General features: G+C 30.3%; 26 protein-coding genes. 17 read left to right on the top strand and 9 right to left on the bottom strand.

The features are described from left to right. Positions 1-47: 47 nt before the first annotated feature. A complete protein-coding gene (locus tag MT340_RS00205) occupies positions 48-533 on the bottom strand; it encodes a peptide-methionine (S)-S-oxide reductase (RefSeq protein ID WP_243588250.1) in 486 nt (161 codons plus the stop codon). A 228-nt stretch (positions 534-761) separates the two neighbouring features. Between MT340_RS00205 and MT340_RS00210 the strand changes: the two genes are divergently transcribed. The 4 genes from MT340_RS00210 to isaB all read left to right on the top strand — a co-directional run bounded on the left by MT340_RS00210 (position 762) and on the right by isaB (position 3,994). After that, the gene (locus tag MT340_RS00210; protein WP_243588251.1) at positions 762-1,535 is read left to right on the top strand and encodes a hypothetical protein; all 774 of its coding nucleotides are present in this window, start codon (positions 762-764) and stop codon (positions 1,533-1,535) included. 316 nt (positions 1,536-1,851) lie between these two features. Continuing rightward, entirely contained in the window at positions 1,852-2,556 is a 705-nt protein-coding gene (locus tag MT340_RS00215; protein ID WP_243603456.1) for a hypothetical protein, read from the top strand. A gap of 35 nt (positions 2,557-2,591) precedes the next feature. After that, the gene (locus MT340_RS00220) at positions 2,592-3,275 is read left to right on the top strand and encodes a hypothetical protein (RefSeq protein ID WP_243588253.1); all 684 of its coding nucleotides are present in this window, start codon (positions 2,592-2,594) and stop codon (positions 3,273-3,275) included. A gap of 179 nt (positions 3,276-3,454) precedes the next feature. Continuing rightward, positions 3,455-3,994 (top strand): immunodominant staphylococcal antigen IsaB family protein, encoded by a 540-nt coding sequence (isaB, locus tag MT340_RS00225; RefSeq protein WP_243588254.1) that lies wholly within the window; start codon positions 3,455-3,457, stop codon positions 3,992-3,994. Positions 3,995-4,132: 138 nt separating this feature from the next. On the opposite strand, the gene MT340_RS00230 is transcribed toward isaB, so the two are convergent. Continuing rightward, entirely contained in the window at positions 4,133-5,104 is a 972-nt protein-coding gene (locus MT340_RS00230; RefSeq protein WP_243588255.1) for a metal ABC transporter solute-binding protein, Zn/Mn family, read from the bottom strand. Positions 5,105-5,386: 282 nt separating this feature from the next. On the opposite strand from MT340_RS00230, the gene MT340_RS00235 reads away from it, so the two are divergent. Then, entirely contained in the window at positions 5,387-5,908 is a 522-nt protein-coding gene (locus tag MT340_RS00235; protein WP_284120863.1) for a hypothetical protein, read from the top strand. Between the two features lie 168 nt (positions 5,909-6,076). Here the strand turns inward: MT340_RS00235 and MT340_RS00240 are convergent, their stop codons facing one another. Then, entirely contained in the window at positions 6,077-6,721 is a 645-nt protein-coding gene (locus tag MT340_RS00240; RefSeq protein ID WP_243588257.1) for a DUF5067 domain-containing protein, read from the bottom strand. Between the two features lie 317 nt (positions 6,722-7,038). Here MT340_RS00240 and MT340_RS00245 point away from each other — a divergent pair, with 317 nt between their 5' ends. Both MT340_RS00245 and MT340_RS00250 read left to right on the top strand, forming a co-directional pair. Then, complete coding sequence (locus MT340_RS00245; protein WP_243614883.1) at positions 7,039-7,845, top strand: M23 family metallopeptidase; 807 nt, start codon at positions 7,039-7,041, stop codon at positions 7,843-7,845. An 89-nt stretch (positions 7,846-7,934) separates the two neighbouring features. Continuing rightward, entirely contained in the window at positions 7,935-8,459 is a 525-nt protein-coding gene (locus tag MT340_RS00250) for a DUF3267 domain-containing protein (protein WP_243588259.1), read from the top strand. A gap of 100 nt (positions 8,460-8,559) precedes the next feature. On the opposite strand, the gene MT340_RS00255 is transcribed toward MT340_RS00250, so the two are convergent. The 3 genes from MT340_RS00255 to MT340_RS00265 form a co-directional block, all read right to left on the bottom strand. Next, positions 8,560-9,054 carry a hypothetical protein gene (locus MT340_RS00255; protein ID WP_243588260.1) on the bottom strand — a complete coding sequence of 165 codons (495 nt, stop codon included), beginning with the start codon at positions 9,052-9,054 and terminating at the stop codon, positions 8,560-8,562. A gap of 2 nt (positions 9,055-9,056) precedes the next feature. Next, positions 9,057-9,578 (bottom strand): hypothetical protein, encoded by a 522-nt coding sequence (locus MT340_RS00260; protein ID WP_243588261.1) that lies wholly within the window; start codon positions 9,576-9,578, stop codon positions 9,057-9,059. A gap of 257 nt (positions 9,579-9,835) precedes the next feature. After that, a complete protein-coding gene (locus tag MT340_RS00265; protein ID WP_243588262.1) occupies positions 9,836-10,807 on the bottom strand; it encodes a tRNA dihydrouridine synthase in 972 nt (323 codons plus the stop codon). A gap of 328 nt (positions 10,808-11,135) precedes the next feature. On the opposite strand from MT340_RS00265, the gene MT340_RS00270 reads away from it, so the two are divergent. The 5 genes from MT340_RS00270 to MT340_RS00290 all read left to right on the top strand — a co-directional run bounded on the left by MT340_RS00270 (position 11,136) and on the right by MT340_RS00290 (position 15,723). Further along, positions 11,136-11,804 carry a response regulator transcription factor gene (locus MT340_RS00270; RefSeq protein ID WP_243588263.1) on the top strand — a complete coding sequence of 223 codons (669 nt, stop codon included), beginning with the start codon at positions 11,136-11,138 and terminating at the stop codon, positions 11,802-11,804. Then, on the top strand, positions 11,801-12,949 hold the full coding sequence (locus MT340_RS00275; protein ID WP_243588264.1) for a sensor histidine kinase: 1,149 nt from the start codon (positions 11,801-11,803) through the stop codon (positions 12,947-12,949). Before MT340_RS00270 ends, MT340_RS00275 begins: the two co-directional genes overlap by 4 nt. A gap of 69 nt (positions 12,950-13,018) precedes the next feature. Then, entirely contained in the window at positions 13,019-13,435 is a 417-nt protein-coding gene (locus MT340_RS00280; RefSeq protein ID WP_243588265.1) for a DUF2231 domain-containing protein, read from the top strand. A gap of 13 nt (positions 13,436-13,448) precedes the next feature. After that, the gene (locus tag MT340_RS00285) at positions 13,449-14,405 is read left to right on the top strand and encodes a cation diffusion facilitator family transporter (protein WP_243588266.1); all 957 of its coding nucleotides are present in this window, start codon (positions 13,449-13,451) and stop codon (positions 14,403-14,405) included. A 136-nt stretch (positions 14,406-14,541) separates the two neighbouring features. Further along, on the top strand, positions 14,542-15,723 hold the full coding sequence (locus tag MT340_RS00290) for an MFS transporter (protein ID WP_243588267.1): 1,182 nt from the start codon (positions 14,542-14,544) through the stop codon (positions 15,721-15,723). Between the two features lie 65 nt (positions 15,724-15,788). Here the strand turns inward: MT340_RS00290 and MT340_RS00295 are convergent, their stop codons facing one another. Continuing rightward, complete coding sequence (locus MT340_RS00295) at positions 15,789-16,187, bottom strand: nuclear transport factor 2 family protein (RefSeq protein ID WP_243603458.1); 399 nt, start codon at positions 16,185-16,187, stop codon at positions 15,789-15,791. Positions 16,188-16,434: 247 nt separating this feature from the next. Between MT340_RS00295 and MT340_RS00300 the strand changes: the two genes are divergently transcribed. Continuing rightward, positions 16,435-17,085: a type 1 glutamine amidotransferase gene (locus MT340_RS00300; RefSeq protein WP_243588269.1), complete on the top strand. Its 651-nt coding sequence runs from the start codon at positions 16,435-16,437 to the stop codon at positions 17,083-17,085. A gap of 49 nt (positions 17,086-17,134) precedes the next feature. Here the strand turns inward: MT340_RS00300 and MT340_RS00305 are convergent, their stop codons facing one another. After that, positions 17,135-17,800, bottom strand: a complete 666-nt coding sequence (locus MT340_RS00305; RefSeq protein WP_243588270.1) for a hypothetical protein — start codon at positions 17,798-17,800, stop codon at positions 17,135-17,137. A 428-nt stretch (positions 17,801-18,228) separates the two neighbouring features. On the opposite strand from MT340_RS00305, the gene MT340_RS00310 reads away from it, so the two are divergent. Beyond that, complete coding sequence (locus tag MT340_RS00310; protein ID WP_243588271.1) at positions 18,229-19,281, top strand: PTS sugar transporter subunit IIC; 1,053 nt, start codon at positions 18,229-18,231, stop codon at positions 19,279-19,281. A gap of 73 nt (positions 19,282-19,354) precedes the next feature. Here MT340_RS00310 and MT340_RS00315 read toward each other — a convergent pair whose 3' ends face one another. Beyond that, a complete protein-coding gene (locus MT340_RS00315) occupies positions 19,355-20,308 on the bottom strand; it encodes a S41 family peptidase (RefSeq protein WP_243588272.1) in 954 nt (317 codons plus the stop codon). A gap of 458 nt (positions 20,309-20,766) precedes the next feature. On the opposite strand from MT340_RS00315, the gene MT340_RS00320 reads away from it, so the two are divergent. Genes MT340_RS00320 through MT340_RS00330 form a run of 3 tightly spaced genes read left to right on the top strand, consistent with a single transcriptional unit; the run spans position 20,767 to position 22,742 of the window. Beyond that, a complete protein-coding gene (locus tag MT340_RS00320) occupies positions 20,767-21,396 on the top strand; it encodes a sugar transferase (RefSeq protein ID WP_481906659.1) in 630 nt (209 codons plus the stop codon). Positions 21,397-21,405: 9 nt separating this feature from the next. Next, positions 21,406-22,092, top strand: coding sequence for a YveK family protein (locus MT340_RS00325; protein WP_243588273.1), 687 nt, complete (start codon positions 21,406-21,408; stop codon positions 22,090-22,092). Beyond that, positions 22,089-22,742 (top strand): CpsD/CapB family tyrosine-protein kinase, encoded by a 654-nt coding sequence (locus MT340_RS00330; protein WP_243588274.1) that lies wholly within the window; start codon positions 22,089-22,091, stop codon positions 22,740-22,742. The genes MT340_RS00325 and MT340_RS00330 overlap by 4 nt, the downstream gene beginning before the upstream one ends. Positions 22,743-22,749 lie beyond the last annotated feature (7 nt).

Consider the following 22,749-nt stretch of genomic DNA (forward strand, 5'->3'; position numbering starts at 1 on the left):
GCGTATTTGTATGTGTGATTCTTATTTTGATTTTTCGATATCAGCAATTATTTATTTTCAGCATTTTTATATTTATAAACTAAGCTTTTAGGTAAGTGACAGTAGTCGTCAGGGTAGCGTTCTAATCGGTTTTGATGCATTTCAGCACTTTTAACATAGTTAGTGAGCGGTAAGACTTCGGTCGCTATAAGATGATGATCTTCTATTGCATCGATAAATGCTTGTGCTTCTTTAAGGTGTTTAGGCTCTTCACTATATAAACCGGTTCTATATTTTAAACCAATGTCTTGACCTTGTTGATGAACACTGTAGGGGTCAATGATTTCGAATAGATAGCCCATTAAGTCAGTAACTGATACTTTGTCAGGATCAAATTCTGTTTTCACAGCTTCTACATAGCCATCGTATTCTCCATCTAAAGTATTGGTAATACCATTAGCTCTTCCACTAGTTGTATTGATAACACCAGGAAGTGTACGAATATATGCTTCTACGCCATATAAACAACCTCCAGCTAAATAAACTGTTTCCATAATTTATACTCCTTTAATTGATAATTATTCTCATTTAAAATGATAACGAATTAGATTTGTTTATTCAAATAAGAAAGGGATTGATATATTTTTGATAAATAAGATAGTAAAAATAAGAGATTTAAAATTTTTAGGAAAAACACTGATATGCAAATCTTTAACACACATAATAACTTATAATTAAAAAAAGAGTTAAAATTTATTAATAATAGAGTGGTGATATGAATTATGAATGATTTGTTGAAAGTTTATGGAAAATTAAAAAGAGACACTGAAAATAGGTGGTTAATGCCATTTCATTATGTGATTTTTGGATTAGCATTAGTTGTATATTTTCTGGAAATTCCTATTTATAAACTGGTGAATAACTTAGATAAGGGAATTGTTGATAAGATTTTATATGCCTTTTCATTAGTGTATAATCACATTATCTTGATATTTATAATAATCATATTTGTTATTTTGATGATTTATGTAATATTTGATGTGTTTAATGTGAATCGTTTTGTTCCATCATCTACAATTTATGTAGATGGTAGTGAAAGTTCAATAAACTATATAAGTGCTATTAAAAGATTAGTGAACTTTATGTTATTAATTATCACAAAGTACTGGATAATTTACTTTATTGTAAACTTGATATTCCATAATGATAAATTACTGTATTTAAGTGATGTTTCAAAAGTTTTATATAAAATTTTCTTGTTTTTAAATATCTGTATCTTTATAGGGCATATATTAAAATCAATTTTTATAATAAAAATCATGGCAGATGATTCGCTAAGACTTATTAATGAAAAAGATTTAACTGATTTTTACATATCAATAAATAAGAATAATGAATACCGTATAGTAAAACCAAAGTATAGAAAAACAGATAATTATATTATTATTAAAAAAAGTGAAGATTTCTCTAATTCAAATGAATATAAGGTTATTAATAAAAGTAAAAATTTAGAAGAAATAATCTATCATTTTAACAATCTTACTTCAAAATATTAATCATTTATAAAAGTATAGTTCTAAGTTTAACCAGAAATTAAATTGACGCGACTGAAACAACTTGTTGTTTTGGTCGTATTTATTTATTCAAAAATTAGTTTTTAAGGGAAGGCAGACTTCGGTCACTATCAGGTGAGTCTTCCCTTAATGATATTGTTTCTTGTATCGACAGGGTAAAAGATATAATTTATTAATTTTAATTAAAAATTAAATTTTTTCTAAAATTCTTTGGTTATACCACTTTTAAAAAAGGAAAAGAATTGTATGATAAGAATGTGATTAATTATTTATAAAGTCAAAATTTAAGGAGTTTAACATGAAAATCACAAGTTTAATTGTATTACTCGTCATTTTAGGCACGGGTTATTTAATTATTAATGCGATTAGAAAAAAATCTCAACAAACTTTCAGTGAGGATAAGTTGGATCAAATTGATCATAGTGGATATGGTGATGGGAAATATTTTTACCAAGCGCCGGGTATGATTTTAGATAATCAGTATATTCCTATTTATGGTAAAGAGAGATTATGTCATATCCCATATTACAAAGATAATAGTCAAAAGATGAGAAGTATGTTTGGTTTGAAACCATTACATGGTACACAAGTTAGATCTGATGATCATTCGGTTATTATAGAACGCTTGGAAGGTTTTACTAATTCTGCTATGTATCGAGTACTTTTAGATGGAGAAGAGATAGGCACTTTTAAAAAAGATAAAATGTTTAAAGAGGGCGGGTTCACACGTCTATTCCCGTATAGCTTTGTCAATAAAGCAAAGGAAAGTTATCGCTTTGAGAATCCTGATCGATTTCATTCTACTGTGATTAAGGATGAGCATGGTAATGTTATGTTGTCAGCTAAACGTACGGGGTTAGATTATAAAAAAAGTAAAACAACAAAAAAGCGTGGAGAACAAAATCAGATTGAAGTAAATAATAATGGTAAATATCCTGATGAGGTATGGTTAGCCTTATATATACAAGCTTGTATTACATATCAAACATTAGATAAGCAATAAAATAATTAATTATTCTAAAAGAAGGAGACAATAATATGTTCATTTTTGGGGATTATGCTGTAGAAACGCCACCCGTGGATCCGATAAGTGATTTGATGATGTTTACACTGAGTATGGCGGGTCTTTTTGGAAAAGATTTAATAATATTTACGATTATCGCTATTCTTTATTTTGTGATGATTAAAGGGTTAAGCTCACTCATTTATCGTAAATCAGAAAAATTAGATACATATGACAAAATTGCTACAAAATTGGATGGGCCTCTAAAATATCTATTGAGTTTCGTTTTCTTTATTTTAGTGACGTTAGGGGTCATGCAAGTTCTCAGTTATTATTTAATTGCGACGGGTTTCTTCTGGATTATTATATTTACAGTTGGTTTTGCCTTGATATTTATTCTATTTCCGTATTTTATGATTTTCTTACCTTTTTTCAAGAGAAACAAATATTGGGGATTTCTGAAGACGATTCCGTGGATTGTAATCATGGCAGGCACTACAGTATATGGCATTGAAATCATGTTGGATACTAATAATAAAATATATACTGATGAAGGTGGTGTTGGCTATACAGAGGGAAGTTTACTTTTTAAAGAATTAGGTGGTGCATCTTATTTACTAGCTTCCTTATTAGGTGTGGCAGTGATTATTATCAAAATTGTGGCGACAAAGCGTGCACAAAAGGAAGAAGCGACATCAAATCAATCGGAAGAACAATAAATGAAAGAATAAGGAATAAGCCTACGAAATCTATTTATTTACAAGTTTCATATAAAATTCACAAAACTTTATATAATATAATATTGCATACTTTGTAATATAATTGTAACATTGTAATCGAATAGTAATAAAACGATCATCTTGCTACTATTCAATTCATATAAAAAGGAGAATGAATTATGAAAAAAATGACTAAGATTACAATGGCATCTGTCGTAGCATTTGGAACATTATTTGGGGTTGGATATTCAATTGATAACTTTCAAGTAAACGAAGCACATGCAGCTCAAAATCAAACTGTTACACCTTATTATACTTATAATGGTTATGCAGCAAAAGGTACGCCTTCTTTCGTTTTAAACCAAACATTTATTAATTCTTTAAAATATGACAATTTTAAAATGAATGGTGTGAAAATTCCTTATACAACTGGTAAACAAGCGCTTCCTAATGCAATTAAGAATGTTCAAAAATACGACCAAACATTTGCAATTACAAATTCTAAAGGAACAGTAGCAAGATATGTAACATTTAAAGTGAATGGTAAATTGACAACAAAACAATTGATGAATGCATATGGAAATAAATTGAAATTAGCGACTAGTGCTAAAGGTTTAAAAGTATATGTATATAATCCTTATAAACAACATTATGGTATAGCTTTCTACACTAACAATGGCAAAGTTCAGTCTGTTATGATTGGTCATTTTGTAGCATAAGTTTAAAGTTATAGTTAAATCATTTATTTCATTTCACAACTACTAAAAGCTATGAAGAACTCTATGGTCATATAGATTTCTTCATAGCTTTTTTTTAATATTTTGTGAGTTACTTAAATAATGTATGTGGAATGTATATTATTTATTTTCAAGTGCTTTTTTAAGTGTTTTAATATTTTCTTTCATGAATGATTGGTAGGTATTTTTGTCGTTATCTTGCTGTTTTGTATGTGAACCCATATTGTAGAATTTAAGTGTTTTTGCATTTGTTTCTTTTCTAACTGTGTCAGCAACTTTATGTGAAACATTTTCTTCAGTTAAGATATATTTCACGTGGTCTTTCTTAATTTGTTTAACAATATTTGTTAAATCTTTTTGACTTGGATCTTCAGCGTTCATGTTTTCAATACCTTCTTGTTTGAAGTTATAGCGGTTTGCTAAATAGCCAAGTGAATCATGAGAAATATAAACTGTTTTATCTTCATTACCTTTAACTGCTTGTTTCATGTCTGTGTCTAAGTCTTTTAAATCTTTAACTAACTGTTTGTAATTATCTTCGTAATACGCTTTATGCTTACTGTCTTTCTTCACTAATTCTTCCTTGATTTCTTTTGCAAATTTTTGACTGACTACAGGGTCTAACCAAATGTGTGGATCGTATTTACCGTGGTGGTGATGTTCATGTCCTTCGTGCTCGTGCTCATGCTCATGTTCGTGTTCCTCACCTTTTAATAAATCTTTATCCTTATCTAAAGATGATTCTAATGATACTGTCTTATCTTTATCATTAATTGAGCTGGCGATTTTTTTCGCAACTGGATCTAAGTTATCGCCTGTGTAGAAAAATAGGTCTGATTTGCCAATATCTACCATTTGTTTTTGACTTGGATCATATGTATGTGGGTCTACACCGTTAGGATATACAGATTTAACATCGACATATTTACCACCAATTTGTTGGGCAAATGATTTCAATGGGTAAACAGTCGTTCTAACTTCAAGTTTACCTTTATGGTCAGATGAAGTATCATCATTATCTTTATTGCCACAAGCTGCAAGTGACAACGTTAAAATTGCTATGAAAAATAGTATTAAACTTTTTTTATACATTTCTACCTCTCCTAAATCGTAATTATTACGTTTTAATGATTACATTAATTTTTATCATTGTCAATGACGATATTCAAACTTAAAAAGGTTAGGGAGTTTATAAATTTAAAATATTGAGATTTTAATAAAGTGTAATGGCAATATACTGTAATAAATATAATTTTGACTTAATGATATTTAAATGAAATACTTTTCTTAAAGATAAAGAAAGCGAGATGACTATGGATGACTTTGCTAGTAATACTGTTTACAATATTTCTCATAACGACGGGGCTTTGTTTTTTGATAATTAGATTGATAAGTAAATTAATTTTAAAAAGATCAAATAACCTTAACAAATATGAACGTTTAAATCGAAAATTAAATGGAGATTTAAAGTACCTATTGTCAGTAATTATTTTTATTTTAGTCACGTTAGGTGTTAAACAAATATTTTATTACTATTTAATTAATGGGACTTATTTTCTATTAATATTAATAACGTTGGGTTTAATATTTGTTATTTATTTGTGCCCTTATGCGTTGATATTTTTACCAAATTTTAAAGGGAAGAAAGGTTTAGTTACTTTCAAAATTGTATTATGGTGCATTGTGATAGCTCTGACGTTAGATTATAGCTTATTACTTTTAATAGATCGTAATACAAAGATTTATACAGATGAGGGATTAGTGACTTATAAATACGGTAGTATAATGTGGAAAAATATAGGAGGTCTCTCTTATTTATTAACAACTGTGATGGGGCTAGGAATGATTATTATAAGAGTAGTTGCAAATGAATATTCTAAAATTAAGAATAAATAAAAGTTAGTAGAGAACGTGAGACAAACGTTTAAGATTTGAGCAAAAGTAGGATTGTATTTCTTACTTCTTAGCAGTGTGAATAAAAAATGCTTATCCTCTACATTACGTAAGGGATAAGCATTGAAAGATTGATTTCAACTTAAGTAAGACGCATGTGGTAGTGCGTGATTATTTAAGTTCAATTTCTTTTTTAGCAAGGTGATCATTGCTATAGTCATCTGGATCTTTAACTTGGATTGTTACAGGTGTTTTAGTGTCTTTTAATTTATAGAATTTTACGGCTTTAACTGTACCACCTTTATTGATTTCATCAGTGTCGTTTTCACCATATTTTCTATCTAATTCGCTGTCATAACCGTCGCCAGATTTTAGTGATCTTTTCACATTTTTAGAGTCTTGGTAAGCATCGAAACTACTGAAGAATGCACTGTTTGCAGTTAATTCTTTTTTGTCATTTTTGTTTGTTACGCTGTAAACAATGGCAAGGTTAGGATTGTCATCTTCAGCATATTTGCTTGCTTCTACGATTTCTGTTTTTTCAATTTTGATGTCAAAGTCTTTACTTGTTAAAGTGTCATTTTCAAATTTTGATTCAGATTTTTTTTCATTATCTGAAGATGAATCTACATCTACAGAATCTGTGTCATTAGAATCTTCGCTGTCTGAAGAGGAACTGTTACTAGAATCTTCTTTTTTGCTTTCTGAAGATTTTTTTGCTGTATCACTGTCTGATGACTTGCCAGACATGTCACCAAAACTACATGCACCTAAGATTAACGTCGATGCAAATAAGAATGCCAAAAGTTTTTTCATTAGTGGATCCTCCTGAATTTTTTAAAAAATTAATATGTAAAACGAAACAGTAATTAATTATTATTAAAAATTAAAATAATTAACTATTTCGGTTTATAGTATAACATTTAATACTTAGATTTGTAATACAATTGTAAAAAAGATATGTATAATAAAAGTAATTATTTTATTATGTTAAAATTTAATAGGTTTAGTACAAAAAGTATTATCACTAATTAGATTAATCATTCAATTTAGATTGAGTCTATTTGATTATTGGAGGTTTTATTATCAAAGTAAGTGATTATATAAATTGTATTGAAAATAATAAATATAAAATGATTTATCAAAGTCTTGATGAAGAATTTAAAAGTAAAATTAAAAAGCGACAACTAAAAAAGATTATCTTGAAATATAAGGGGCATTCACATGAATTGTTTAATCAATTAGAGTTGAATGATTCAATACGCTATATATATTTAAGTAAAGATAATAACTGGGGTGTTGCTATAACTATTCATAAATCAACTACTAAGATATTAGGTTTATTACTCTTACCCCTAAATAAAGAACAAGAACAATTCTTTACAGATTTTAACTATTTCATGCCTATAGATAGAGAATGGAAAGTTGTTTGGGGTGGTGATACCTTAATAACGAACTATCATAGTAATATTCCAGCTCAAAAGTATGCTTATGACTTGCTAATTGAAAAAGAAAATAAGACATATCTAAATGATGGCACTATTAATGAAGATTATTTTGCGTTTGAACAAACAATTGTTGCTCCACGCTCTGGTGTGATTGTTGATGTGCGTAATAGCGTTAAAGATAATCAACCTGGAATGATGAATGAAAATCAGGTGACTGGAAATTACGTCATCATTCGTCACGGAGAACAAGAGTATAGTTTGATAGCACATTTTATGCACAACTCTATATTAGTAACGCCTGGTCAAAGTGTTAAAAGTGGTGACATTCTAGGTAAATGTGGTAATTCAGGTCATTCTTCTGAACCCCACATTCATTTTCAAGTGATGAATACGCCTTTATTGAGTGAGGATTGTTTATCAAAGAAAATTAAATTTGAAAATTTAAAGGATCCAATCATTGGTGATGTAGTACCTGGACAGAGTGAGTACTAACACATAAAACTCTCTTATCATCGAACTAAATTTTGAGAAATTGAAAAAGAATTGTAATATGAACATAATTCAAAAAAGGAGCGTTACCTTTGGAAGAAATTAATATATTAGAAGATAAAAAATTAGCTAATAAACTTGCAGTGTACTCTTATATTAGTTTTGTCGTGTTTGGCATTATATTCTATTTAATTATGAAATTGGTAGATACCCCTAAATTTTTTGATTCATTATTATTTAATGTATTTTTTATAATTATTCTCTTAATAGTTATGTTTGCAATACATGAGTGTATTCACGGATTATTCTTTAAAATCTTTTCACCTAAGAATAAAGTTTATTTTGGGGCAACTAAAGGTATGCTTTATTGTGCAATACCAGGTGGAACGTTTACACCATTAACTTTCACAATTAGTAGCATCGCGCCTTTTGTAATTATTACAACGATATTTATCATTACTTTATTTTTAGGGTGGTTTCCACGCGGTCTCTTTTTCTTCTTTGCTACATTTCATGCGGGATGTTGTATAGGAGACTTTTATTGGGTTTGGAAAATGTTTAAAGCACCTAAACGTTCAACGATTGAAACGACAGATACAGGTATCATCATTCGCTAATTAATGTTCCTTTATATTTAAATAGATTTTATAACAAATTGGACTAGTGACGAAAAATCACTAGTCCAATTTTATTTTGATATGATAAATAGCTATATTATTAGTTTAAAGAAATGTCCTCATCAATCACTACATCATCATCTATTCCCTCAGTCATTATGACATGCCCAGAACTATCTACGAATATTTTGTAAGTAGCTCCAGCCCCTGATTTATTATTTGCAACAATATTCCAAGTGTCGGTGCTAGAATTATACGTCGGTTCTTGGAAAGTTATTAGCGAAGCATCACCACCACTGTCATTAATAGCTTTAATAACATAGTCAAACACATTATTGCGATTAACTTTAGTATTTGAAGTATTATGATTTACTTCATTATTAGATGTTGAAATATTAGTATTTGAACTTACAGCTTGATTTTCATTATTTTGGTCGTCTGAAATTGTACCGGCATTAGCTTGATCTGTTTTTTGTTCCGTGAGTTGCTTTTTTAAATCTTCAGTTTCTTTAAATTTAGAATAACCAAAAAGACCCGAAATACCTAGTACAGTTAATATGATTAAGCCACTTAAAATTTTAATTATTACTTTCATTATTATTCTTCCTCATTATCATCATTTGAGATAGTCAATCTTCCTTGAGATTCTAATAAATCTGTTGTAGTGGTTCTTTCACTATCTTCGATTTTGCCATCTCCATCTGCATCAAATTGATCTAAATTTTGTGCTGCTTCATCAAGTGATTTATCTACAGCTGCTTGATTAAAATTGTTTTTGCCAGGAGGTTCTTCTTGGTTCGCTGGGCTTTGGGTTGTATTGATTTCATTAGAGTAGGTTTGTTGAGTATTGTTTTCTTGTGTATTACTCACTTGAGAGACATCAGTATTTGGTGTTTCAGTTGAAGCATTATTTTCGCTAGTGCTTTGATTATTAGTGTTACTCTCTTTCGTATTATTAGCTTCTACATTTTCTTTTTTATCTTTTTTGACTTCTTTATTTTTAGTTACGTTGTCATCTTGAAACAGAGCGTTTTTTGCGAAGTTTACCCCAAATAAAACTAACCCAATGAAAATAACTGATAGAATTGCAATAATTAGTATATTGATAACTTTATGCATATATAACTCCTTTATTTATAAAATTAATAATTTAATTTTATCTTTTTATCAATGGCATATCTACTATATTTTTAATTTTTTTAATAAAAAAATTATCATTAATAAAATTTAAGATGTTATGAGAAATAAGAAAATGTAGAAAAAGGAGTAGGAATTAATAAAAGAAAATAACTCCCCCCACTTTTGAAATAGTAGGGGGAGTTAACTGTTTATTTAAACTTCGTATTAATGATGAAGAGCGTAGTGTGTTAAGTGTTTTATGCTTCGTCCATTTGAGCTTCAAATTCGTCTAATAATGCACGAGCTTCGTCTACTGTTTCAGTGCTCATCAATTGGTGGCGTAGTTGGCTTGCGCCTTTAATGCCACGTACGTAGATTTTGAAGAATCTGCGTAGAGCTTTGAATTGTTGTGTTTCTTCAGTGGAATGCTTTTCAAACAATGTTAAATGCAATCTGAATAAGTCTAGTAGTTCTTTGCTTGTATGTTCGTGGGGTTCTTTTTCAAAGGCAAAAGGATTATGGAAGATGCCTCTACCGATCATTACACCGTCAATACCATATTTGTTAGCAAGTTCTAGACCTTTCTGTCTATCTGGGATATCGCCGTTGATAGTTAATAATGTGTTAGGTGCGATTTCGTTGCGCATTTCTTTAATGGCTGAGATTAATTCCCAGTGTGCATCTACTTTACTCATTTCTTTACGTGTACGAAGGTGAATAGATAGGTTTGCGATGTCTTGTCTAAAGACGTGTTTTAACCATTCTTTCCACTCATCTATTTCATAGTAACCTAGACGTGTTTTAACGCTTACTGGTAAGCCACCTGCTTTAGAAGCTTGAATGATTTCAGCTGCAACTTCAGGTCGGAGAATTAATCCTGAACCTTTACCTTTTTTTGCAACATTGGCTACGGGACAGCCCATGTTTAAATCAATGCCTTTAAAGCCCATTTCTGCTAAACCGATACTCATTTCTCGGAATTGCTCTGGCTTGTCGCCCCATATATGTGCGACCATTGGCTGTTCATCTTCACTGAATGTTAAACGTCCACGAACGCTGTGGATGCCTTCAGGATGACAAAAGCTTTCTGTATTTGTAAACTCAGTGAAGAAGACGTCTGGTCTAGCTGCTTCACTAACCACGTGACGAAAGACGATATCTGTCACGTCTTCCATAGGTGCCAAAATAAAAAATGGACGTGGCAATTCACTCCAAAAATTTTCTTTCATAATATATTTAAACCTTCTTCTTTATTAATATCTCAATTTTTATGCATGATGATATTACCACAAATGGTGAACTTATACAAAAGGAATTTGATTAGTTATAACGTTAGTGAGAGGTGTCTACGCGTAGTCTAAAAAGTTTTTCCAATAATTGAATATTAACAAGTAGGTAGCAACTAAATTTGCTGATATTATAATTTGAATTTCTTCATGAGCAATATTTATAAAAAATTAAAAATGGCTAGGCAGGAACATACTACAAAATAGATTGCATATAGATTTTCATACTGTACACTTTAATGTAAGAAATGAATGATGGAGTTGGCGTATTGTGAAAGTACTGTTAATAGAAGATAATGCTATGATTGGCGAATTAACTAAGAAAATGCTGGTAATGAAGCGTTATCAAGTAGATTGGTTAAAGACTGGAGATGAAGTGATGGAGTATCTAGCTTTCAACAGTTATGACATTTTGTTAGTAGATTGGATGTTGCCCAATCAAAGTGGGATTGAAATTATAGAACAAATTCGAAATGAAAATATTAATGTTCCAATTATTATGTTGACTGCTAAATCGCAAACTGCTGATAAAGTAACAGGTTTAACGGTGGGAGCTGATGATTACGTGACTAAGCCCTTTGAATTTGAGGAGTTAGAGGCACGCATTTTAGCCGTGATGAAAAGAGCTACTTCGTTACAATCCAATACAAAACAGTTAGGTAATATCATCTATTACTATCAACAACATCAATTTACGGTAAATGATGAGGTTATAGGTTTTTCTCAAAAGGAGTACCAATTGTTGGAACTTCTTTTTCTGAATAAAATTGTATCTAAAGAGCTAATTATTGAGAAAATATGGAATATTGATCAAGTCGTTACGAATAACAATGTCGATGTATTGGTGAAAATTTTACGGAAAAAGCTCAAAAAAGTGAAAGCTACTATAGAAATTAAAAGTATACGTGGCGTGGGCTATAAATTGGAAGTTATGTCATGAAGCAATATCATTTTTGGAAGGCGTTTTTACGCTATACGACGTTATTAATATTATTACTTATTGCTTTATTTATCAGTATTATCTTAATGTTTAGTTGGGATGTTAATCATGAAATCAATGAGACGGCTGAAGGGCAAACGGCTAGCGTGAAGTATGCTATTGAGCATAATAATAAAGTAAATGAAGGGCATAGTTTCTTTATTATGAATGGTAAAACGGTAGAGGATAATCATACGCCCTTTACTGAAGAAGAGCTGAAACATCGATTTGTAGATAAAGTGAAGACTCCACATGTAGATGAAAGTCATAAAGGAATATTTGATATAAGAACTACGCAACTTTCTAACAATAGAACATTATATAGCTTAACGAATGTACGTGACTTTTATGAAACAAAACAGTTTCTTAATCGTGAGTTATTAATTGCATTTATTTTCACATTTATATTAATGATAGCTATGGCTTATTATTTAGCTCGCCGTCCAGTGATTGTATATGAAAAGCTTATGGAAGAACAGCAAACTTTTGTTCAAAATGCCTCTCATGAAATGAAGACGCCGATTGCTTCTTTACTGTTAGGTACGCAATATTTAGAAATGCTTGATAAAAACCATTTGTCTGAAGAAGGACAAAATACGCTATCTCAAATGAAGATAGAGGTTTCCTATATGCAACAATTAATTGAAACAATGCTACAAGATAATATCGATAATGATAAAGCAGAAAGTGTTGATATTTCTAAAATCTTTGATGAAATCATTGCTACTACAGAAAACGTTTATCAGACAACGATTCAAAGAAGATACCAATCTCAATTAACGTTTACAATTAAACCTTTACACGCTAAACAAATATTAAATATTTTGTTGGAAAATGCTTTTCATCATAATTCGAGTAATGTTCAAGTGAATGTAAGTGCTTTTAAAACAATGAATGGGCTACAAATAGAAGTTTCTGATAATGGTAAAGGCATTGATAAGGCAGAACAAGATAAAATTTTTCAACGTTTCTATCAAGTAGATAAAGGAATGAAAGGTTCTGGTATTGGTCTGTCACTCTTAAGAAATATTATCTACCAATACGGGGGCACGATTGAGGTAGAATCACAATTAGAAAAAGGCACAAAATTTATTATTAAACTTTAAAACTTCAGTTTCATTTCAGTTTTCTTCTCTATATTTAACGTATTAAGAAATTTAGAGGAGTTGAAGAAAATGCCATTACATCCATTATTTGTCCATTTTCCAATTGCATTATTATCACTAGCAACGATTATTGCTATCGTCAATTTGTTTTTCAAGAAATTTCAATTGGCTAGAACATTAACCGTCCTACTTATAACAGGAATGATATTTGGTGTCGTCAGTTATATGTTAGGAGATAGCGGCGAATTTTATGCAATGCAACACTACGGCGTCGACCATGTTAGAAAGTTAGTTCATTTACATGAAAAGTTTGCTCTTTTTGCGCTTATGTCTTATGGTCTGGCTACTATTACTCAGCTTATCGAGACATGGTTTACTAAATATAGAAAAGCAAGCAGTATCGCCACAGTTATTTTAACTATCATTGGTTTCATATTATTAATTATCGCGGGTCATTTAGGAGCTAGTATTACTTATGCACAATAAAGGAGGTGAGTGAATGAAACAAACCTATTTTCATCATATTGAACATAGTAAAGTTCAACAACAGTCTAAACATACATTGTGGATTACATTAGCTATTACTATTTTCTTTACTATAGTCGAATTTACAGGTGGTATATTATCAAATTCGCTAGCATTATTATCTGATTCATTTCATATGTTGAGTGACGTTGTTGCCTTGGTATTATCTATGTTAGCCATCTATTTTGCGAAACGTAAGCCTAATTCACGATTTACTTATGGTTATTTACGCTTTGAAATTTTAGCAGCATTTTTAAATGGATTAGCCTTAGCAGCAATTTCTGTGTGGATTTTTTATGAAGCAATCATGCGCATAGTCTATCCACAACAAGTTGAAAGTAATTTAATGATAGTCATTGCGACAATCGGGCTAATTGTGAATATTGTGCTTACGATTATTTTAATGAGATCATTGAAAAGTGAAAACAATATCAATATTCAAAGTGCGTTATGGCACTTTATGGGAGATTTACTTAATTCAGTAGGCGTCATTGTAGCAGTACTATTGATTCATTTTACAGGTATTCAGCTATTTGACCCTATTCTAAGTATGATTATCTCTATTATTATCTTTCGTGGTGGGTATAAAATTATGCGTAATGCATGGATGGTATTAATGGAAGCAGTGCCTAAAGAGTTAGATACAGATGAAGTGATTGCAACAATTAAATCTGTGCCCAACGTATTAGACGTTCATGAATTTCATTTGTGGGCAATTACGATAGATCAATATTCATTAAGTGCACATGTAGTTTTAGATAGTCAACGTAGTGAAGACGCTTATAAAAGTATTAATCAAATTGAAGAATTATTAAAAACAAACTATGGGTTAGCTCATACCACACTCCAAATTGAACATTTAACAATTAATCATCTTGATGATGCTTATTTTAATGACATAAAAGAAGAAGCAAGGAATAAATCGAGATAAAATATGATAGTTTTTAAGAATTTAGAGCTATATTTCTCTAAATTCTTTTTTATATCTAAATAGACAGAATATTGACAATTTTCAGTAAAATAGTAATATTTATATATATTTCTGCTGTATAGAAAAGGATGCTTCTATGAATATTCAGACTATAAATTTATTATTATTTGATGTCATTTCGTCTATTGGTTCTAAAATTTTTACTTTCGCTTGTGCATTTTATATTTTAAAAAATACGCACTCTCCGACTGTATACACATTGTATTTAACAATAATTGTGCTTTCTACTGTGTTAAGTCAACCGTTATTTGGAGTATATGCTGATAAGTATAACAATAAAAAAATAGTTATTGTCTCACAAATTATAAATGTAATTGCTTTGAGTGTATTTATATGCATTTTTAATCATTACTTTTATTACATTATTCTACTAGGTATCATTTTAAATTTAACGGATGGTGCAATAAGTATCATTGTAAATGCTAATATTAAAAATATCTCGGAAAAAGATATTGAACGTTTTATTTCTTTAAGACAAATGTATACTGTGGGGATTGGATTTTTAGCTCCAATTCTAGGTGGAATATTGATTGCAATCTTAAAAATAGAATATTTAGCATTGATTAATGTGATTACAGAATTATTGGCAATGGTATTTATTATGGCCATTAAAATAGATAGAGTCATGGAAGTAAATAAAAATAGTTTAAAGCAAGATTTTAAAATTGGTTTCTCATATCTATTGAAAAATAAAACATTATTAAACTTTATGTTAGTAGCTATAATCCTGAATTTTTTAATTAATTCGGTAGTAGTTGGTGTCCCGATTACTTCAATTCAAGTTATGAAATTAAGTTCACAACAATTTGGTGTGATTGAATCTTCATTAACAATCGGCATGTTTCTCATCTCTTTAGTATTTTCAATATATCCAATTAAAAATAAACTTAAATTACCATTCCAAACTTCGATTATTCTACAATGTCTTGCAGTATTAATACTCAGTATGACTTTGTTTTTAAATATACAAAATAATTTAGCTTTTGTATTAATAGGTATTGTATATTTTGTAATTGGCTCGGCATTACCTTTAAGTAATATCCCTTATTCAATTTATTTACAAAACCAAATTGATGAACAATATAAAGGTCGAGTTTTGTCATTAAATCAATCAATCGTACAATCTTTGACGCCAGTGTCATTTTTAGTGTTTGGTATACTGCTTAATTATTCTCAAAAATTTATCTACTTAATCGTTTCTGTATTGATATTACTGGTATTTATATATTTTAGTGCTTATATGAAAAAGAAAATATGAGATAACAATTTTTGTTGATTTCCTATGACATAAAGTAAGCTAAGGTACTAAAATTAGTATCTTAGCTATTTAACACTACCGATGCCTTCCAATTTTTCATTGTATGGTTGAGTTAGTTCATTACATGTAATAACTTTGCCTTCTTCATTAAAAATGAATTCTGCATATACTTCTATTTTTCCAACAAATCTATCTTTTTTCTCGACAATAACATCGTAGCGAAGAAAAACTATATTTTGAGATTCATCGATAAGCATTGTTTTAAAAGTATCAATTGATAATTTAGTTACTATTTCTTTGAGTTTTTCTAAATGCTCAGTGAATTCTTTAATATTTGAAGTATGATGATCTGTGGTTTGTATATAATTAGTAGCAAAATAATTGTTAATTTTTTTAGTATCTAAGTTGATTAATATATCCTTATACAATTGTTCAATGGTATCTTTCAAAGTCGTTTTATTCACAACCAATCTCCTTTACTATAATATTCATGCTAGTTATTGTTATGATTATAGCAATTATACCTAAAGACACAATATGCTACCTCCTTCTCATTTCTTAATCTATTACTATGTAAACACTCGAAATAAGTTATAACAACTAATAATAAGCAGACTTACACTAATGTAAGTTTTTCTTTTAAGCTCACACTTATTTGGAATATTGAGTATACTGATAATGTAAAAAGTGATTAATTGATGGAGGGATAGAATGAGCATTTATATTTTACAACATGTCCCATTTGAGAAACCGGGTATATTAGAGACGCTAGATGCGAAGGTAGTTAAATTATATGAGACTGATTACAAGCTACCTGCTGTCGCAGATATAGATTTACTTATTATTTTAGGTGGACCTATGAGCGTTAATGATGATATTGAGTGGCTATCACAAGAAAAGAATTTAATTCGTTCTATGATTAAGTACAATAAGCCGATACTTGGTATATGTTTAGGCGCACAGTTAATTGCGTCGGTGTTGGGTTCTACCATTTTCCAAAATAAAAAGGGGAAAGAAGTAGGATTTGGTAAAATTCAGAAAGCGACAAATCAGTACGATTTCTTGCCGAGAAAATTAAATGTGCTACATTGGCATGGTGAAACGTTTGACTTGCCGAAAGGGGCTACGAAATTATACAGTTCGGTGCATTGTGAGAACCAAGCATTTATTTATAACGATAATGTGATTGGTTTGCAGTTCCATATGGAAACCACTGAGGGCACGTTGAAAGACATAGTGGAAGCGGATCGTGCGTATATAGAGGGCGATGTGTTAGGGAATACGGAGCAATCTATTATGAACTACGATATTCCTTCGCAAAATAAAGAAATTTTAATGAAAATGATTGAGTACATTATGTAATAAAAAATAAGCTAAGATACGTTGATTTAGTATCTTAGCTTATTTTGGATTAATTTAAATCTACGTCGTCATCACCAATACCGTCATGTTCTGGTGACATACCAGGTCCACCAACGTCACCTCTAGGGTTGTTTGGATTATAACCAATGCCTTCTTGTTCATCTTTAGTTAAACTATCTAGTTGTTCTTGTGTCATTTTAGGTTGGTTATATGAAGCTTCTTTCTTAGCTAGTTGTTGTTTTCCGTATTCAGCCATTCTGTCAGACATTGGTTGGAGTTTTCCTTCTTTTGCTGCTTGCCATGCTTCTGGTGTCATTTCACTCGTAGTAATTACCCCGTCTCCGTTTGTGTCAAAGTGCATGATATTATTTGGGTCTTTCTCGCTAGCATTTGTTTTAGCTTCATTAGTTGAAGTGGATGCAGTTTGTTGATTTTGTTTATTAGTGTTCGTTTGCTGATTTTGAGTTTCTTCTGTTGTAGCTTGATTATTATTGTTTTGGGCTACTTCACTTGAATTTACATCTTTATTTTCAGTTTTACTCTTTTCTTTTGAATTGTTGTCTTTCTTTTCTTGTTTGTGATCTTTATTTTCACTTTTAGCTACAGTATTATTTTGACTTAAAGTATCTTTTACAAAAGTTACCCCAAAAAATATTAAGCCTATTAAAATGACTGATAAAATTGCAATTATAAGAATATTAATAACTTTTTTCACTTATTTGTTCCCCTTAATAATTTAGTTGTTCAACCATTTAACTTTAACTAATTATGATTGTCACATCTACTATATTTTTTATTGTTCTATTAATTTTATTAATTTTTTGAAGTTTATATATTTAATGGAATTGATAATATTAAGCGATCTCATGTAAAGGATAATATAAACATAATTTGTGTTTGTATTATCCTTTTTTATTATGATTATTATAAAAGCATAAATAGCAAAAGAATATATTTGATTTTTTAAAAATTTAGAATTTTTTAAAGAAAAATGATGAAAACGCTTTAAAATGTGAACAATTTGTGAAAAAATAAGGATTATTACATATTAAAATTTTACGAATTAAGCACAATAGGATTGAATTATTTGTGCGATACTATACAATCATTTAAAAATGATAGAAATTATGAGGTATGTGAACTATGGGCGAGACACAAACAATTACACCCAGATCATTCTTATTTAATGTATTAAATGGAGTAGCATTAGCTGTCGTGGTGGGGATGATTCCCAATGCTATTCTAGGGGAACTATGTAAATATTTAGGCCAATACAATGAATTTTTCTTGAAGATTGCATTTGTAACACAAGGCATTCAATATACAATTCCTGTTCTGACAGGCGCACTGATCGCAATGCAATTTGGAATGGCACCAATTCAAGTCGCATCAGCTGGTGCAGCCGCATTTGTGGGTTCTGGCGCTGCAGTGATTTCCAATGATAAATGGGTTATCGTTGGTATTGGTGATTTAATTAATACAATGATTACTGCTGCTATTGCAGTTGGTATTATGTTATTAGTTAAAAACCGTTTTGGTAGTTTGAATATGATTGCGCTTCCCCTCGTGGGAGCTGGGCTAGCTGGACTGATTGGCTATTTATTATTGCCACTTACTAAGTTGATCACTGTTGGATTAGGTGAATTAATCAACAGTTTGACTAATATGCAACCTATTATCATGACGATCTTGATTGCCATTATCTTTTCAATATTAGTCGTATCTCCTATCTCTGCTATAGGGATTGGTATTGCAATCGGTATTTCAGGATTAGCGGCGGGATCAGCTGCGGTAGGTGTAGCTGCTAGTGCGATTATGTTTATGGTTGGTAGTTGGCGTGTAAACAAGATTGGTATCCCAATTACTGTATTGTTAGGTGCTGTTAAAGTAATGATGCCTAATTTAATTCGACACCCTATTATTATGTTACCGGTTGTATGTACGGCTGCAGTATCAGGTTTAATCGGTGGATTTTTGAATATTCAGGGCGCACCAAATTCTGCAGGCTTTGGATTAATTGGTTTAGTAGGACCTATTAAATCTCTAGCACTTTTAAATACAAATACAATGACTGGTTTGTTCATAATTATTATTGCTTATGTAGTCGTGCCATTAATCTCGGCACTATTTTTCCATTTCTTATTTGTAAAAGTATTAAAACTATATAGTCCAGAAATATTTAAATTTGAACAATAATAAATAAAAGTAAAACGTCTAGTTGTAAGAGTGTCTATACTCATTCAACTAGACGTTTTTTATTAAGGTTAGGTTATTTCATTGTTTGTTGTAACCATTCTATAGCATCTTGTTCTGGGTGCTTAGTTTTGACATCTGGAACAATTGGATTATTTTCATAAATTTTTCCGGCGTTGTCTTTAAGTTTTTGGGTAGTTAAATTCATCATGGTGTCATCATATAATTTTATAGATGTATTTGCTGAAGTATAACTTGCTGAATTGTCACCAAAATATTTAACATCACTTTTACCTTTTAGCGAAAGTGCTGTAATTTCACCTGAACTTGCAGTTTGATCATTTATTAAGACTGCGATAGGTACAGATTTTACTTTTTTAGTGTTTTTTAATTTAACAGGTGTGCCTCCATATGTGGTTTCACTGCCTTTTAATGTGACCTCGGTTTTATCGTTGTCTTTATCGATATAGGTAACCAATGTACCATTTTTCAGTAAAGATGATATACCACCAAACATAGGCCCCATATCGCCTCCGGTATTATTTCTTAAATCTAGAATAACTCCTTTATAATTTTCTTTCTGTAAAGACTGATTGATAATATTAGCGTAATGTGTGGCTTCTTTTTCATTACCAGTAAATTCCGGCAATTTAACTACTAACACCTTATTATCATTAAGTTTAACCTTAGGATATTGAGCGTTATCTTCTTGGCTATTATCTTCGCTTGTCTCTAAAAAAGAATGCTTTCTACCTGCTACGGTTAAAGCTTTCTCTAAATAAGGAGAGGTTTCTTTATAACTTTTAGCATTTTTGGTTTCTTCTAAAGTTTTAGATTTAATGTCGTCCCACTTTTTGCCTTGAGCATAGAGACCTTGTGCCTCCATTTGTTCGAGTGCTATCTTTGCATACGCTTTAGGAGAAGGAGGAATGACATATAAATTAAATAACGGACCGATTTTAATTAGCGAGAACAGCAGTAAACCTATGATTGCAATTGTTGTTCCACCTATCCATAACCACTTTTTCATTTTTACGTAACACCTTTTTCTATGTATATTTCTATAGATAATATATCCCTAAAGTAGAATAAATAATCTTTCGTTAACGTCAGTTTTGAAGTATACGTCTAGCGTATGATTTTTATTATATTAAAAAAATATGTTTGATTTATATGATTTTAATATTTAAAAAGTCTAAATAAAAAAGTATTTTATTTTTCATAGAATGGGTACAATCTTTTTTGGTTTAATGATATATTCTAAGTAATCAATCGTTAAGGTGGCAGACTTTGACGTTTTTCTAATATTAAGTAAAAGAGATTTAGAGACTTAAACGCAACAAGATAACCTAGAAAAACTTAAAAGAGAGAAATATAAATAGGATATATCAATGCGATTTATGCTTTATTTCGTAGGTGATAAACGTGAAGAATTTTAAGACTGAAGATCTTAAATTAGAAAACGGCGTGATTAAGCCGGAGTTTGGAATCGTTAGATATGATTATCAAAAGAGGTTAAACACTTATAAAGCAGTTGAGAAGTGGTATTACCCAGTGAAACGCTTATTGGATGTATTGATGAGTATCGTCTTATTATATTTTACTTTTCCAATAATGGTTTTATTTGCTGTGTTAATCGTTATTGATTCATTTGGTAACCCAATCTATAAGCAAATTAGAGTCGGTAAAAATGGCAAATTAATTACGATATACAAGTTGAGATCTATGAAGCCTAATGCTGAACATAACGGTGCACAATGGGCAGAGAAAGATGACCCTAGAATAACGAAAGTAGGTAAATTCATTCGAAAAACACGAATCGATGAATTGCCTCAACTCATTAATGTTTTAAAAGGAGAGATGAGTTTTATAGGGCCACGACCTGAACGACCAGAATTTGTTGAACTATTTAGTTCAGAAATCCAAGGGTTTGAGAAACGTTGTTTAGTGACTCCTGGTTTAACTGGTCTTGCACAAGTTAAAGGAGGTTACGATTTATCTCCAGAAGAAAAATTAAAATACGATTTGAAATATATTTATAAAGGCAATATTTTTACGGAAATTTATATCTGTTTAAAAACAGTAAACATCATCATCACAGGATCAGGCTCAAGATAGGTGGATAAAATGAGAAAAAATCTTAATTTTAGTGAATTTGGAAAAATTTTAAAAGAAAATATTGTGTTAATTATTTTGTGCGTGGTTATTTTTGGAGCTTTTAGCTTCGTGGTCTCACAATTTATTATTACCCCTAAATATCAAGCGACTGCGAATGTCATTATTAATCAAAAACGTGCAAACGATGACAATTTATATAAAAACCCAAATGAAATTCAAACGAATATTCAATTAATCAAAACGTATTCAGAAATTATTAGTTCTGAAGAGATTAAAAATAAGGCATTAGAAAAGATAAATACAAATGATGAAAATAGCCTTTATAAAGGGCTTACTGTAGATACTGTAGAGAATTCGCAAATCATCAAGATTAATGTGTTAAGTGAACATCCTAAAGAAGCGGTGGCATATGCGAATGAAGTAGCTAAAACGTCTAAAGAAGAAATTGAAAGAGTAATGGGTGTTGATAATTTATCCATTTTATCCAAAGCAACAAATGACCAAGTTAAGTCTCCAACGACGCCTAATATCTCACTTAACGTCGTGTTTGGTATTGTATTTGGATTAGTCATCTCGTTCTTAATTATGTTCACTAAATATTTATTAAATAACAAAATTAAATCTGAAAAAGAAGTTGAAGATTATTTACAGCTTCCTACAATTGGAAAGATTAGCGACTTAGGTGATAAAAAATGAGTAAAAAATCAAGTAAATATATAACGACAGCCCAAGACTTAATCAATGAAGAAATTAAAACGCTTAGAACAAATGTGACATTCAATGTTACTGAAGAAAACAGCACGGTGTATATGATTACCTCTTCAAGACAAGGAGAAGGTAAAACGTTCGTTAGTAAATCACTTGCTGAGTCGCTCGCAAATGCACGCTATAAAGTTTTACTGATTGATGCAGATATGCGTAGACCTCAAATACATAAGCGCTTTAATCTGCCTAATAATTATGGATTATCAAATATCATTAGTCACCAAATTCATTATGAACAAGGGATTTACTATAGTGAAGATTCAAATCTCGATATTATACCTGCGGGGACGAGACCTCCTAACCCTTCAGAACTTCTAGATTCGCTTAATTTTAAAGATTTCTTAGAAGATATTCAAGATGAATATGATTACGTGATTATTGATACGCCTCCCATTTTACCTGTAACGGATGCTTTAATCATTGGTAGATTAGTGGATCAAACCATTTTAGTTTCAAATAGCAAGAAAACACCAAGGGACTTAGTTATAGAAGCTAAAAAAAGATTAGATAATTTAAAAATATCTATTTTTGGTGTAGTGCTTAATCAAGTAAAACATACGAATACTAAAGGCTATTATTAGAAAGGGC

It is taken from the genome of Staphylococcus sp. NRL 16/872 (assembly GCF_022815905.2).
In the GTDB taxonomy this organism is placed as follows: domain Bacteria; phylum Bacillota; class Bacilli; order Staphylococcales; family Staphylococcaceae; genus Staphylococcus.

Bases quoted from the DNA above. Each gene is read 5' to 3' on its own strand.
- MT340_RS00205 (WP_243588250.1), bottom strand. From the start codon at position 533: ATGGAAACAGTTTATTTAGCTGGAGGTTGTTTATATGGCGTAGAAGCA.
- MT340_RS00210 (WP_243588251.1), top strand. From the start codon at position 762: ATGAATGATTTGTTGAAAGTTTATGGAAAATTAAAAAGAGACACTGAA.
- MT340_RS00215 (WP_243603456.1), top strand. From the start codon at position 1,852: ATGAAAATCACAAGTTTAATTGTATTACTCGTCATTTTAGGCACGGGT.
- MT340_RS00220 (WP_243588253.1), top strand. From the start codon at position 2,592: ATGTTCATTTTTGGGGATTATGCTGTAGAAACGCCACCCGTGGATCCG.
- isaB (WP_243588254.1), top strand. From the start codon at position 3,455: ATGAAAAAAATGACTAAGATTACAATGGCATCTGTCGTAGCATTTGGA.
- MT340_RS00230 (WP_243588255.1), bottom strand. From the start codon at position 5,104: ATGTATAAAAAAAGTTTAATACTATTTTTCATAGCAATTTTAACGTTG.
- MT340_RS00240 (WP_243588257.1), bottom strand. From the start codon at position 6,721: ATGAAAAAACTTTTGGCATTCTTATTTGCATCGACGTTAATCTTAGGT.
- MT340_RS00245 (WP_243614883.1), top strand. From the start codon at position 7,039: ATGATTTATCAAAGTCTTGATGAAGAATTTAAAAGTAAAATTAAAAAG.
- MT340_RS00255 (WP_243588260.1), bottom strand. From the start codon at position 9,054: ATGAAAGTAATAATTAAAATTTTAAGTGGCTTAATCATATTAACTGTA.
- MT340_RS00260 (WP_243588261.1), bottom strand. From the start codon at position 9,578: ATGCATAAAGTTATCAATATACTAATTATTGCAATTCTATCAGTTATT.
- MT340_RS00265 (WP_243588262.1), bottom strand. From the start codon at position 10,807: ATGAAAGAAAATTTTTGGAGTGAATTGCCACGTCCATTTTTTATTTTG.
- MT340_RS00275 (WP_243588264.1), top strand. From the start codon at position 11,801: ATGAAGCAATATCATTTTTGGAAGGCGTTTTTACGCTATACGACGTTA.
- MT340_RS00280 (WP_243588265.1), top strand. From the start codon at position 13,019: ATGCCATTACATCCATTATTTGTCCATTTTCCAATTGCATTATTATCA.
- MT340_RS00285 (WP_243588266.1), top strand. From the start codon at position 13,449: ATGAAACAAACCTATTTTCATCATATTGAACATAGTAAAGTTCAACAA.
- MT340_RS00290 (WP_243588267.1), top strand. From the start codon at position 14,542: ATGAATATTCAGACTATAAATTTATTATTATTTGATGTCATTTCGTCT.
- MT340_RS00300 (WP_243588269.1), top strand. From the start codon at position 16,435: ATGAGCATTTATATTTTACAACATGTCCCATTTGAGAAACCGGGTATA.
- MT340_RS00310 (WP_243588271.1), top strand. From the start codon at position 18,229: ATGGGCGAGACACAAACAATTACACCCAGATCATTCTTATTTAATGTA.
- MT340_RS00315 (WP_243588272.1), bottom strand. From the start codon at position 20,308: ATGAAAAAGTGGTTATGGATAGGTGGAACAACAATTGCAATCATAGGT.
- MT340_RS00325 (WP_243588273.1), top strand. From the start codon at position 21,406: ATGAGAAAAAATCTTAATTTTAGTGAATTTGGAAAAATTTTAAAAGAA.
- MT340_RS00330 (WP_243588274.1), top strand. From the start codon at position 22,089: ATGAGTAAAAAATCAAGTAAATATATAACGACAGCCCAAGACTTAATC.